Source organism: Alphaproteobacteria bacterium (genome assembly GCA_030680745.1).
Classification (GTDB): domain Bacteria; phylum Pseudomonadota; class Alphaproteobacteria; order JAUXUR01; family JAUXUR01; genus JAUXUR01.
In genome coordinates this window covers 1-14,283 of record JAUXUR010000085.1, presented here as the reverse complement: position 1 = coordinate 14,283, position 14,283 = coordinate 1, and the positions used below count along the sequence as shown (strand labels likewise).

The following is a 14,283-nucleotide window of genomic DNA, read 5'->3' as shown; positions in this document are numbered from 1 at the left end:
ATTATATTCTTTATTTACTTATGGTATTGATTTTATAAAAAATAATATTTCATTTGAAAAAATAAATCGATGTAATTATGTTAATTTTTTGCTAGCATTTGTTATAGATTTAATTGGTTAAAAGTGTCGTGTACTATGATGTAGATACAAATTTGATAAAACATTTGGTCGCACAGGTGAGTTCGAACTAAAAACAAAAAAATAATTAATATATAATAAAATGACCTGAAAACGCTACGAATAGAAGGTCATCTAATCAATCCTTCCTACGCCCCGCGGCAAGTCCCGTGGGGTCCATAAAATCTGAATATTTCAAAAATAATATAAAAAATTAAAAAAATATTTTTTTATAATTCTATTTCTTAAAAACCGCAACCAATTCGATATGAGACGAATATAAGAATTGATCAAACAATGTTATATTATTTATCTTATACCCATTGTTCAAAAGAAGTCTTGCATCTGTTGCAAAAGTTTTAGGATTGCACGACACATAAATAATTATTTGAACTTTAGACATCGCTAATTGTTTTGATTGTGCATAGGCCCCAGCCCTGGGAGGATTAAGTACAACAGCATGAAAAGCTTCTAATTCCTTGTCATTCAACGGCATTTTATAAAGGTCACGCTCAATAACTTTAATCGGCTTTGAACTTTGTTGAAGCGCTTTTTTAAGATCTTGCACAGCAATGACGTCAGATTCATAAGCTTCAACTTTAGCAATATTTGATAATGGGACCGAAAAAGTGCCCCGCCCTGCAAACAAATCAGCTATTTTTTGAAATTTTTGATCCGACAATGCATCCAACACCAAATCTTTCAATATGACATTTGAATCCATCGTTGCTTGTAAAAAACCCTTTGAATCAATAGGAATTTGAACATCATCAATCTGAATGAAAGGTTTTTTGATTTCAATAATCGTTTCGCCATTTATCGCAAAGCGACCTATATCATACGCATAGGCAAATTGATTAATTTTTTCAAGCTGCCCTAAATTGAGCTTTTTTAAAGGTAATTCAAGATCCAGATCAATACCATTATCAGCTTCAGTCAAATAAAGATTTTTCGGTTTTTCATCAACCAAAAAACTTAATAAAAATAATTTTGAGTGTTGAATAAGATCCTGAAGTCTTTGTGTCAGCAATAAACAATGATCGATATTAACAACATCATGACTTTGGCGTTTAAAATAACCAAGTTCAATTTTTTTACCCTTACGACTTACTTTAAAGGTAACACGACGTCGCGATCTATCTGATACGCGTATCAAACGATCACAATTAAATTCTATTGATTGATCTTTAAGATGTTGATTTACATTATTGCATTTGAAATCATTATAATAACTTTCTGACATATGCTGCAATTGACAGCCACCACATTGGCCAAAATATGCACAAGGTGGATTGACTCTATGTTCAGAAGGCTCTAACACCTCAACAAGCTCAAAACGATCCGGATAATTTTTCTGCGTTACTTTTTGAACCGACACAAATTCATCCGGCAAAACATAAGGAATATTTATCCTTTTGTTTTCATATGTGGCACAGCCTAAACCTTCATCATTTAAAGCATCAATTTTTATATCAAAAAAAGTTGGTATGTTCATTATTGATGCTTCAAAAACATGTTATTTATTTACGTCATTTATTTCTGGCGCCATTTAGTGCCTTGTGGTGAATCCTCTATTTCGATCTTATGATCTGTAAACCATTGTCTTATTTCATCAGCCTTGGCGTAATCTTTAGAATCTCGTGCTTCTTGACGTTCTTCAATTTTAGCTTCAATTTCTTCTTCGGTAACTTCCATACCCCATTTAAACCAAGATTCAGGGTCATATTCTAAAATACCGAGCATTTGCGCACCAAATAAAATAAAGGATTTATACTTTAAACGTGCTTCATCACTTTTTGCTTTATTAAGGTTTGTCAAATATTGATGCATAAATGTCATCATTAATGGAGTATTAATATCATCTTCCATTGCATCCATAAAATCTTTTGGAATTTCTATTTCTTCATCTTCATCAATATCTTCATTGTCGCGTAACGCTAAATAAAAACGATCAAGCGTCAATTTAGCTTGCTCTAACCCATCCATTGTAAAATCGAACGATTGACGATAATGCGTTCCTAACATGTAAAAGCGAATTGCCTCACCAGGCACTTTATCCAATAATTCACGCACGGTTAAAAAATTGCCTACTGATTTAGACATTTTTTCGCCATTAACGATCAGCATCCCATTATGGACCCAATATCGTACATAAGGGTGCTTATGTTCGACACATTCAGCTTGCGCAATTTCATTTTCATGATGGGGAAAAATAAGATCTTGGCCACCGGCATGAATATCAATGCTCGGGCCAAACAACGCATGAATCATCGCGGTACATTCAATATGCCAACCAGGACGACCTCTTCCCCATGGGCTATCCCAACCAGGTTGTTCTGGTGTTGATGGCTTCCATAAAACAAAATCAGCTGGATCTTTTTTATAAGGCGCCACTTCTACGCGCGCGCCTGCAATCATATCGTCACGATTTTGCTTGGATAATGAACCATAATTGGGCATAGAAGGCACATCAAATAAAACATGTCCTTCTGCCACATAGGCATGATTGTTTTTAATAAGCTTACCTATTAATTTAATCATATCGGAAATGTGTTCTGTAGCCCTAGGCATCAAATCTGGCAGAAGCACATTAACTTCATCCATATCCTCTAAATAGGCTTGCTCCGTTCTTTTGGTCAGATCCGAAATGGATTCATTATTTTGAAGGGCTGCATTAATTATTTTATCTTCAATATCTGTAAAATTGCGGGCAAATTTAACATTTTCATATAAATAAGATAAAACGCGATACAAAACGTCAGCACAAACAGCTGAACGCGCATTGCCTAAATGTGGCAAATCATAAACCGTTGGGCCACATAAATAAAATGTGACCTCGTCAGGATTTTGAGGCTGAAAAATTTCTTTTTGTTTTGTAAGTGTATTATAAAGTTTTAAAGACATTAGGCGGATAACCTTTCAAGCACTTTTGTGCGATCCATAAGAGGGAGTAATTCTTTAAGCTCTGGTCCATGTTCTTGACCTGTGAGCGCTAATCGTAAAGGTAGAAAAAGTTCTTTACCTTTTTTGCCCGTGGCTTCTTTCACTTGGTTTGTCCATGCACTCCAAGTTGTTTGATCCCACGGCGTTTGTGGCAAAAGTTCTTTAGCGATTTGAATAAAATGTCGATCTTGCAGAGGCGTTTTAATATCGCCATGACACACAGACCACCAAAAAGCCACATCTTTAATATAAGTAAGATTTGGGCGCACCGAATGCCAAAAAGCTTCGGTAATTTGATCATAACCAAGTTCAATCAAAGATTTTTGAACGGATTCAAAGGACATTAAGTGAATGATTTTAGCATTTAATTGCAATAAATCTTGATCATCGAATTTGGGGCTACCACGCGCAAATTTATCGATACCAAAATCTTCAACCAATTCTTCTAAAGACAATCGGGGTTCAATCGCATCTGATGTCCCCAATTTCGCAAGCAAACTATTAAGCGCCATCGCTTCAATACCCTCTTTGCGTAAATTAATCAGACTTAGACTTCCCAAACGTTTTGAAAAACCATGGCCTGTTGCATCAGTAAATAATGTAAAATGGCCGAATTTTGGAGGCTTAAAACCCAATGCTTCAAAAAGTTGCACTTGCGCTGCCGTATTGGTGACGTGATCTTCCCCACGAATAACATGGGTAACTTTTAATTCACCATCATCAACAACCGACGTTAGCGTATAAATAGGTAATCCATCCGTACGGTATAAAACAGGATCACTGCTATGTGCGCCTTCAAAACGGACTGGACCACGAATCATATCATCCCAAGCGACAACTTTATCATCGAGCTTGAAACGCCAATGCGGTTTACGGCCTTGCGCCTCTAATTTAAGACGATCAGCATCACTTAATTTCAAGGCAGAGCGATCATAAACAGGTGGACGCCCCTGTGATGACAAAGATTTGCGCATCAACGAAAGTTCTTCTTGTGTTTCATAACAAGGATAAAGGCGGCCAGTTTTAACGAGATGGTCAAAGGCTTGGCGGTAACGATCCAATCGATCTGTTTGACGCGCAAACACATCCCAATTCAACCCCAACCAAATAAGATCATCTTGAATGGCTACTTCATATTCGAGTTCAGAGCGTTCTTGATCCGTATCATCCATACGCAGCATAAATTTACCCTGATGCTTACGTGCAAAAAGCCAATTAATAAGGGCGGCACGCGCATTGCCAGGATGAAGCCTGCCTGTGGGACTTGGCGCAAAACGAACGAATACACTCATGGTAATACCTACTATATAAGATTTAGAGTTACAAAATAGACGATTTTACGACAAATGGCAATTTTTGAATTTAAAAGTAAGGATATAATGGCATAAATTAAAAAACTACGAAAGATAGACTGGACAACCATCAAGACGTAGAGGGTTTGTAGTATTTTTGAGCTATTCCACCATTACAATCAAATCGTACTAACAAAATAACAATTTTGTTGACATTTTTTTTATGGTTACGTACAGTAAAATTTATTAAATTTTAACTTTTTTTTGAAATACTATTTATACAATTAAATATTAGGAGATTCCAATGAAGACTATATATACATCTTTTATTTTATCTATTTGTACACTTGCCTCATTTAATGCAAAAGCAGAAGTAACACCTTATGATGCCAGTCGTTTAATACAAGAATCGCAACACATCGAAGATGGTGATCACCATAGATATGAAGTCGAAGATTTCATATTAATCAAGAATGTAGCATTGAACGATAAAATGAGTTTTCTTATCTGGGCACGCCGCGCAGATCGCACAAATGATGATATTGTTATAACAATCAAAACACCAGCAGCAACAACATACGACGCATTAGTTCATGACGCTTATTTTGTTTTACCCCAAGATCAAGCACTTGAAGCAGTTCGCACACAAGGCAGAACCTACAATGAACAATTCAAGGGAAGCTATCCGTTGCTTGTCGGTGGAACAATGCAAAAACTCGCTTTTGGAACTGCGGGTACTGCTATATGGGCATATGAAAAACTTAAAAAGGCTTTACCTGGCAGCAGCTCTTCCAACATCAACAATTCCAATATTGACGTAACTGAAGGAACTCTCGTTCAAATTCTTGACCAATTAGAAGAAAAACCAACTTTTATCCCAGAAGACATAAATCCTATTGCTGATCCATTAGGAGAGCTTTTACGTAATATTGGATATTTTTTTACACCACATGTTACAAGTCTAAATGCGATTAAAAATGAAAAACACAACATTCATTTTGTAGGTCATGGGTTTGGTGGCGTTATTGCGCAATATTTATCAAATAAATATAAAAAACCTGGTTTCAGTTTTGCATCAATGGGGTTAGGACAATTTAAAAAATATCTTCAAGAAGGCAATGCTGCAAAAAACAATGAAGATGATTATGCAATGAGAAGTTTTACAAACTACATTCGTGAAAATGATGCATATGGCACACTTAATCTTGATTATTATGGAAAAACAGAAACAATTGGTGCATTGCCACTTTCAGCAGTAGCAGATTTTGATGAAAAAAGAGCTAATATTGAAAGATTGTATGGGAGCATGTGGGGCGCTATAAACAAATCCTATCTTGAAGCACGTTATGCCCTTATGATTGAATATCTTCTTACAAATCATGGAATCAATGGCTATGTAGCGTATTTAGATTCGATTTTTAATGCTGAAATGCGTGAACGCATAAGACGTGCTCGTGATTCTTTATTTAGCGAAGCAAAAGAAGTGTTAAATGTTGTCGAAGAAGCTTTAGATGAGATTGCTGTAGACGTCAAAGCAGGCTGGAACACCTTTAAAAATGGCGTTAAAAATTTCTTTAATACAAAAAAATAATATCTTTTCTAAAGCAACTAAATTAAAGCCCTGTCACGCACAGGGCTTTTTTATTACCTGCCTCCCCCTGCCCCCCCTATCAAAAATTCAATTCTCTGATATTATAAAAACTCTCCTCAAAAGTATAATAGTCGATAGACTTGAGGAGTAGACAAGAAACAACGAGCGAAGTGTATCCTTATATACATAAGTGAGGCGTGACGATGTATCCTTCCAATGTCTATCGACTATAAATTGGTGAAAAATGACGAACAACATTACCCTTGTTGAAGTAGGGCCTCGTGATGGGCTTCAAAATGAAAAAACACAAATACCAACACATATTAAAATTCAGCTTATTGAAAAACTTTTGGACGCTGGTCACAAAGTAATTGAAATTGGCGGATTTGTTTCACCCAAATGGGTGCCACAATTAGCAGATACGCCAGCAATCGTCGATCATTTCACCCAAAAACATTCACAATCCGATCTTCGGTTTCCTGTTCTTGTTCCTAATTTAAAAGGATTTCAGGATGCTCTTAATCATAAAGCAAAAGAAATAGCCATTTTTGGTGCAGCATCAGAAAGCTTCAGCCTAAAAAATATTAATGTCTCCATTAACGAAAGCTTTGAACGATTTAAAGATATCATGATCGAAGCCAAAAAAAATAACATTAAAGTCCGTGGTTATATATCCTGTGTCATGGGCTGCCCTTATGAAGGTGATATCCCTCTTTCAAAAGTTGTCGATGTTAGTCAACGCATGTTTGATTTGGGCTGTGATGAAATTTCATTGGGCGACACAATCGGCGTTGGTACACCAAATAAAGTCAAAGATCTTTTGAAAGCCTTAAAACAAACTATCCCTGTTGCCAAAATCGGCGTTCATTTTCACGATACCTATGGCCAGGCACTTGCTAATATTTTAATGTCTTTGGAACAAGATGTACGCATCATTGATACATCAGTTTCAGGGTTAGGTGGTTGTCCTTATGCTAAAGGCGCAACTGGGAATGTAGCAAGTGAAGATGTTTTGTATATGCTCAACGGCATGGGATTTGAAACAAAAATTGATTTGCCCAAATTAATTGAAGCCAGCCAATTTATTTCAAACTTTTTAAAACGTCCACCAAATTCAAAGGTAAGTCTTGCATTTTTAGCAAAACATGGCATCCTATAATCGACTATAAATCCCATTCATATCAAGTAGTTGTAAAATGAGTCAAAATTTATTACCACCCTCAGGCACACGTGATTTTTTACCCGATGAGGCCTCCTATCGCGCCCGTATTTTCGACATTATTAAAAAATGTTTTGAACGCCATGGCTTTAGTCCCTTTGATACACCATCTTTCGAACGCATTGAAACGCTTCAAGGAAAATATGGTGAAGAAGGCGAAAAATTAATCTTCAAAATTTTAAAACGTGGTGAAAAAGCCCAATCAGGTGAAGCCGATTATGCTTTGCGTTATGATTTAACTGTTCCCACGATGCGCGCTTATGCCGCCAATAGACATAAGCTTCCCGGCATTTTTAAACGCTATCAAATGGCGCCTGTTTGGCGTGCAGATCGCCCAGGCAAAGGTCGTTTTCGTGAGTTTTATCAATGTGATGTTGATGTTTTTGGAAGTAATTCCTTACTTGCAGATTTTGAAGTGATAACAACTTTATCCGCAGCATTGAATGATCTTGGACTTGTCGATTTTTGCATCAAGCTTAATTCCCGTAAATTATTAAAAGGCATGATGGAAGCCTACAACATCGATAAAGCTCAAGAAAAACAAATTCTTATCATCATTGATAAAATGGATAAAATTGGGATTGAAGGTGTTCAAAAAGAATTAGACATTATTTCTTCAGCGCAAGACCTTTTAAAAGATCTCACTTCAGGTGATTTTGCCAATAAACTTAAAGAACGCGTTCAATCATCAATCATTGGCGTAGAAGGCGTTAAAGAAATTGAAGAAATGCTTCAAAACTTAACGCAAATTTTAGCCCCTGACCAATTTGTTTTCGATCCTTTAATGGTACGTGGCCTTGATTATTACACAGGCATCATTTTTGAAATAAATTCCACACGTTTTTCAGGGTCCATTGCCGCTGGCGGTCGTTATGACGCATTAAGCGAGACACTTGCCAATATAAAGGTTCCCGTTTGTGGTGGCTCCTTAGGGCTTGAGCGTATATTATTGCTGCTTGAAGACCAACGCGCCCAACATAATGCAGGACCCGAAGTTTACATCATCCTTTGGGATAATAGCTTCAAACCTGATATCCTGGCGCTCGTTAAAAAATTACGTGAAGCAGACATTCGTGCTGAAATAGATTTAACCGGCGATAAACTTGGGCAACAACTTAAAATGGCTGATAAACGGGGTGCTAAAATCGCACTGATTATGGGACCAGATGAAAAAAACGCGCAAACAATTGCAATTAAAGATCTTCAAAAAATGGATCAAATCATCTGTCCCACACAAGAGCTTATCTCGATTTTGAAGCAAAAACTGGGACATTAAAGTGCAATGATACAAAAACGAAATAAAAATAATTCGACAGAAAAGGGATTTATCCTTGTTGCTGTACTTTTTCTTATTTCGTTTTTAGCACTTGCCGTTGCTTATTTTTCAAATTGGGTAACAGGCCAAATGCAAGTTTCCAAACAGCTTCGCAAAAAATCAGAAGCTTTGGTGGAAGCAACCTCCCTTAAAGCTGATTTTATTTTTTTCTTGCTTACAAAAGGATTAAATCATAAAGGTTTGGATTTAACAGATAAACCTACGCCACCAACAGGCCCTGCCCAAAACCCACAAGAAGATGACGCACCTTATATTTCACTATTCAATAAACCGTACAAAAAAAACAATCTCACTATTCGTGTCCAAGATGAAGCAGGTCTTATTAATCTGGGGCGTTTTACAAAACAGCAATTTGAAAGACTCTTTGAATTATTTGAAATTGAACCTACTCATTTTGATTCCTTATATTGGAAATTTAAAGATTACACCAAAACCGAACGCGCCATTACAAAAGCATTAAATGGCGCCACAATCGAAGATTACAAAGATGCCGGTAAACCTGAACCGACAAACGAAGCCCTTCGAACACCTTTTGAAATCAAACGTGTTCTTGAATGGGACAATCACGAAAATTTTTATAAAAATAGTAAATTATTCAATATGATAACGACAGTTAACCAAAAACCCATTAATTTAAATACGGCACCAAAAGAAGTATTAGCCTTTATTCCTGACTTAAATGAAGACGCTATTACTCAAATTTTAGCGCATCGAAAAGGTGATAATCCTTATTTCAAAGATGTAAATGCTGTTGCAAATACAACAGGTGCGCCTATAAAAAAAACAGCAGTGTTTTCTTTCTTTCCCGGAAACACCCAGCGCGTTACAATCACCTCTATTGAGAATAACGTGTTGAATTTTCAATTTTCGGTAACTTCAATGCCACGGAATAAAGATATACCCTGGCAAATAAATTACCAAATTGATCTTCCTTATGAACAGTTGAAATTAGATGATATAGATGGCGACGAAAGCGAAAAAGAAAAACTGGATAAGCTCACTCTTTTCTTCGACCCCAAAGATATTTATTCAGAAAACAAATAATATTGAAGAACCAAAATCAACCCGTGGTCAAAAAATCTGGGTATTAGCGCGTTCTGTATGTATTCATCGTCATTTCCCTTTGCCTCAAAATGTTAAAGGCAAAAAAAGATTTAATCTTATTAGTCTTCAAATGCATACGGCCTCCCCTTTTACTAATACGGCGTCTTTCTCACATTGGACAAAAACAGGCGTTAGTATCTGGTTTTGGAACCAAGATGAAGTCAACAAAAAAATGGCTGAATATAATCTAAGCCCTAAAACAACTATTGTTTATCCCGAAACAGCCCTTATCGATCCCTTGCAATCTGGGATGCGACTTATTGAATGTTTAGAAGGATATGAAGGTCAAATTTGGGATCAACATCAGCTTATTACAAGCAGATGGTGGGATCATTATCCTGACGATCAAGAATGGCTTCAGTTTTGGCGAAGTGCCGGGCAAATTTCCACCCTTTATGCCCAAGACAAACCAAGCAGCGCTAAAGAAGCAATTATTGATACAAAAAGCTGGGCCCATACACGACCAATTGCAGGCGGATTTACGACGGAAAGTCTTTATTCACGTGAAGCTATTGCTGTTTTAGCGCTCATCTTGATTTTACCTTTAAGTTTTTACGGCGGGCAAATCCTGAATGATTATCTGACCCTTGAAGAAATTGAGCAAAATATTTTAGCACTTGAATCGCAAACAAAAAAAATTGATATTGAACGTAAAAAAGCTGAAGCCAATAACGACAAAATAAAAAAACTTCTTGCCTTCGATGCTTATCCTAGCCCTATTACGCTTCTTGCTAAAATTGTTGAAAAAATTGAATCCCCTACTTTAAAAATCATTGAATTTAAATTTAATAGCGCGACCATTAATATGGTCTTACACGATGAAACACCCCCGGATGCTGTAAGTTTTTTAGCGCTCATGGAAAAAATCCCCTATTTTGAACAACCCAATGCAGAACCTGGATTCGCTAGAAATACGATACGCGTTACATTAAAAGTTAAAAAATTATGGATGTGAGGTTTTAAGTGTCACTTGCGTCAAGCATTCAACAATTTAAAATACGATTAGAAACGAACCCAAAACTTGGGGTTATGTTAATTGTATTTATTATTGCATTATGGGTATATGGTCTTTTTGAAATTCTTGATTGGTCAGACGAGCTCGAAAAAGAACGCGTTGATCTGCAAAAAAAGTATGATCTAGCAGAAGATCTCTCTAAAGAAACATTTTGGGAAACACGTAAAAATATTAGTCAGGAACTTTTAAAAACATTAGAAACACGTCTTTGGCCTATTCAAAATGAGGGACCAGCACGGGCGAGTCTTGAAAAAGAGATCTCTCAACTTGCTGAAAAGGCCGGAATGGAACGTATTCGTGTGACCGTCGATCCTAAACCCGCCATCGACAAAAATGCCCCTAATTACAAAAGATTTACAGCCACAATCATGGTAACAGGTGCAAAACTTAACGCGATTGAACTTTTTTTAGATGCTTTAGCCCATGAAGAACGACTTTTTATTCTTCAAAGTTTTGAATTGCGCGTCAAACCTTTCCCAACTTTCAAAATTTCTCTTTCTGTTATTATGCCCATTGGTGAAGATAAAAAACCAATTCCGACCCAAGTTAGAAAGGGAGCTCAAAAATGATTTCTCTTTTATCCACTTACAGATTTTTATATGTTTTAATTTTGGGTATTGGTATCACGGCAGGCATTGGCTGGTTTTTAGCAGGCCAACAAGCAGATGATGCTATTGAAATCCGCAAACCAATTAAGTGGACAATGCCTGATTGGAAACCTCATCCATTGACTCAAGACATCCAAACATTAAAAGATAAAGAATTTTTTGGATCAAAAAAAATAGAAGAAGCGCAACCGGAGCCAGAACCTGAACAAGCAGAGGTTAAAGTAGCCCAGGACTGGAATGCCATCGGGATTATCATTGATGGCGAGCAAAGCAAAATATTGATCAAAAATGCGCAGACGAAACAAGTAGAATCATTAAAAATTGGCGACAAATTGCCTGACGGGCGCATTCTTGAAAAAATACAACGTGATACTTTCATCCTTTCAACAGGTGAAAACAAAGAAGAAATTAGACTTTTTCCTTTTGAACCAGCAGAGGCAAATGCCCCTGACGAACCCGTAATTGAGGACAAAAATGACCATTAATTTTTATAAAAAAATCTTAAAATTCAACCCTGTTAATTCTTTAAAACATTCATCTAAAGTGACTGGACCATCTCAAATGACAATTTCAAAACGTTCCGTATTACTTCCCATCACATTTCTTGTAGCAACACTTGTCCTAAATGGTTGCACTCAAAAAGATAATCTTAGAGTTGTGATTCCTAAAAAACTTGTTGAAAAACATGATTTGGCTCTAGGATCAAGCGTTACCATTGAGCCAGAAGGGAAACAGGATTTTTCTGTCAGAGATACACCACGTCCCCCTGTTCCTGCTTTTCAGCAAAAAATAACGTCAGACGAACCAACTAATTTAAAAGGAGAACCAACGGAACTTAGCCTTAACCAAGTTCCCCTCCCCAGTTTTATTAAAATAATTTTTGGTGATCACCTTAATGTCGATTTTGATTTAGCACCTGATATTATGGCTAGATCAGATCTTATCACCCTTCGCACTGCAGAGAAAAAAACACCCAAACAACTTTTTTCACTCGCGCGTCAAGTTCTTGGTAATTATGGCGTTGCTATCAAAGTAGAAAATAATTTGTATAGATTTGTCAGCGATAAAGGCATGGAAGGCCAAGTGCCTCTCATTCTGCGCACACGATCATCTGTTGATACACCTGAAGATTTAAGACCCATTTTTCAAGTCATTGATGTTCATTCGATCGATAAAAAAGAAATTCAAAAGAATTTGAATATGGCCTTCCCGAATAAGGCAAGTGCCATTTCTCTTGATGAAAGTGGCAATGCGATTATTGCCTTTGGTACCCAAGATACAATTCGTGGCATCACAGAAGCCGTCCGTATGTTTGATAGACCCGCTTTTGCAGGCCGAAAATCCGTTCGCGTCAATCTATCCCATTTAACGGCTGATAAAATAACTGAAAAATTAATCGATATTTTACAAACAGAAGGTTATTTCGTCTCAGATGATCCTTCTAAGAAAACAGGCATCACCATTCTTCCTGTAGCCTCGTTAAATTCTTTACTTGTTTTTGCGGCTGACACAACCATTGTATCCCACGTTATTTCTTGGATTAAAGAACTTGATATTTCAACGCAGCATAACCCAGAAGGCAATTATTATTACGTTAAAATTTTAAATACTGAAGCTAAAGAAATCGCTGAAGTTATTAATCAAGCACTTGCCAAACAATCACTTTCAACACTTGCTCAAAGCAGCCGTAATAGACGTCCTACCAAAAGTCAACCCGGTAAACCACCAATACGCCCCCAAGCAAGCAATCGTTTAGGTGGCAAAATTGTTGCTGATGAAGATCGCAATGGTCTTATTTTCTACGGCACAGCAGAGGAATATGCGCAAGTTAAACCACTTATCGATCAAATGGATGTAGCACCACGTCAAGTTTTAATTGAAGTTGTCATTGCAGAATTTACTTTGGGCAATACTGAAGATATAAGTTTTGAAGGCTGGATGTCAAAAGCCATTGAAAATGCATCCCCCCAAGGATTTTCTAAAAATTTACTTTTTTCACGTGCACACAGTTTCATCGGCGATCAAGGATTTGGAGTAACAAATCCAACAACTGCAGCTGCTGCTACTGCTAATCAAGGTTTTAATTTCACTGTTATTGATAACAACAATCAAAAACGTTTTATTGCTCAAATGCTCGCCACAAGCGCACGTTCAACCATTCTCTCAAACCCACGTTTAATGACACGCAGTGGTGCAGAAGCAAAATTTGATGTTGGTCAGGATGTACCCATTCTTAAAACAAGAAGCAAACAAAACACATCAAATGCGAATACAGATTCACTTTTAGTGCAAGATGTTGAATATAAAAAAGCAGGTGTTATTTTAAAAATAACACCTACTGTACGCGCAGGACGTCGTGTTGACATCGATATTAGTCAAGTTGTCAGCGCTGTTGATCAAACCGCTGTAGGAAAAATTGAATCACCAACCTTTAATGAAACAAATGTCGAAACGAAATTATCTTTATCAGATGGCGCTACAATTCTTTTGGCTGGCTTTATTAAAGCTAATAATGAACTCACAGATAAAGGCATTCCATTCTTAAAAGACTTGCCTGGCATTGGTAGATTATTCAGATCTAATAGCGAAAAAGATGGAAAACGTGAAATTATTTTAATGGTTACACCTTACATTGTAGATAATGATCAAGAAGCTAATGACGTTACGAATGCATTCAAAAAACGTTTAGACTGGCTTGATTCAGACATCCCTGCTGAACCTATAATAAGAAGACCACGTCATAATTCGATTTTTTCGGATGAACAACCATTAGTGACACCTCCAGGATCAGTATTATCATTTCCTGTAACCATCCCTGCAGAATCGTTGTAAATCTGGCCACGTCGTCATCGCGAACCCCCTTTAGGGGGTGTGGCGATCTGATAAGGAAGGTCCAAACGACTTTTTTAGATTGCCGCGCGGCTTTGCCGCTTCTAATGACCAAGACTTAAGATGTTGATAACAAGTCATTTTTTTTGACATCATTTTCCGGTTTTCTTAACAGCACATATCCCAACGATTGAGCACGCGACATTATATTTTTTAAAACTCTGTCTTT

General features: G+C 36.9%; 11 protein-coding genes. 8 read left to right on the top strand and 3 right to left on the bottom strand.

Going from position 1 to position 14,283, the window contains the following annotated elements:
- Positions 1-355: 355 nt before the first annotated feature.
- From Q8L85_10585 to gltX, 3 genes are read right to left on the bottom strand one after another with little or no spacing between them, the layout of a single operon-like run.
- Positions 356-1,612: a methyltransferase gene (locus Q8L85_10585; GenBank protein ID MDP1725132.1), complete on the bottom strand. Its 1,257-nt coding sequence runs from the start codon at positions 1,610-1,612 to the stop codon at positions 356-358.
- Positions 1,613-1,650: 38 nt separating this feature from the next.
- Positions 1,651-3,021, bottom strand: coding sequence for a cysteine--tRNA ligase (gene cysS, locus Q8L85_10580; protein MDP1725131.1), 1,371 nt, complete (start codon positions 3,019-3,021; stop codon positions 1,651-1,653).
- Positions 3,021-4,352, bottom strand: a complete 1,332-nt coding sequence (gene gltX / locus Q8L85_10575; GenBank protein ID MDP1725130.1) for a glutamate--tRNA ligase — start codon at positions 4,350-4,352, stop codon at positions 3,021-3,023. Before gltX ends, cysS begins: the two co-directional genes overlap by 1 nt.
- Before the next feature lie 304 nt (positions 4,353-4,656).
- Between gltX and Q8L85_10570 the strand changes: the two genes are divergently transcribed.
- The 8 genes from Q8L85_10570 to Q8L85_10535 all read left to right on the top strand — a co-directional run bounded on the left by Q8L85_10570 (position 4,657) and on the right by Q8L85_10535 (position 14,057).
- Positions 4,657-5,943, top strand: a complete 1,287-nt coding sequence (locus Q8L85_10570) for a hypothetical protein (protein ID MDP1725129.1) — start codon at positions 4,657-4,659, stop codon at positions 5,941-5,943.
- Positions 5,944-6,187: 244 nt separating this feature from the next.
- The gene (locus Q8L85_10565; protein ID MDP1725128.1) at positions 6,188-7,102 is read left to right on the top strand and encodes a hydroxymethylglutaryl-CoA lyase; all 915 of its coding nucleotides are present in this window, start codon (positions 6,188-6,190) and stop codon (positions 7,100-7,102) included.
- A 37-nt stretch (positions 7,103-7,139) separates the two neighbouring features.
- The gene (hisS, locus tag Q8L85_10560; protein MDP1725127.1) at positions 7,140-8,438 is read left to right on the top strand and encodes a histidine--tRNA ligase; all 1,299 of its coding nucleotides are present in this window, start codon (positions 7,140-7,142) and stop codon (positions 8,436-8,438) included.
- Between the two features lie 6 nt (positions 8,439-8,444).
- Entirely contained in the window at positions 8,445-9,542 is a 1,098-nt protein-coding gene (locus Q8L85_10555; protein ID MDP1725126.1) for a type II secretion system protein GspK, read from the top strand.
- On the top strand, positions 9,460-10,557 hold the full coding sequence (locus tag Q8L85_10550; protein MDP1725125.1) for a hypothetical protein: 1,098 nt from the start codon (positions 9,460-9,462) through the stop codon (positions 10,555-10,557). The genes Q8L85_10555 and Q8L85_10550 overlap by 83 nt, the downstream gene beginning before the upstream one ends.
- An 8-nt stretch (positions 10,558-10,565) precedes the next feature.
- On the top strand, positions 10,566-11,186 hold the full coding sequence (locus Q8L85_10545) for a hypothetical protein (GenBank protein MDP1725124.1): 621 nt from the start codon (positions 10,566-10,568) through the stop codon (positions 11,184-11,186).
- Positions 11,183-11,710 (top strand): hypothetical protein, encoded by a 528-nt coding sequence (locus Q8L85_10540; GenBank protein MDP1725123.1) that lies wholly within the window; start codon positions 11,183-11,185, stop codon positions 11,708-11,710. Before Q8L85_10545 ends, Q8L85_10540 begins: the two co-directional genes overlap by 4 nt.
- Positions 11,700-14,057 (top strand): secretin N-terminal domain-containing protein, encoded by a 2,358-nt coding sequence (locus tag Q8L85_10535; GenBank protein ID MDP1725122.1) that lies wholly within the window; start codon positions 11,700-11,702, stop codon positions 14,055-14,057. Before Q8L85_10540 ends, Q8L85_10535 begins: the two co-directional genes overlap by 11 nt.
- Positions 14,058-14,283: the final 226 nt, after the last annotated feature.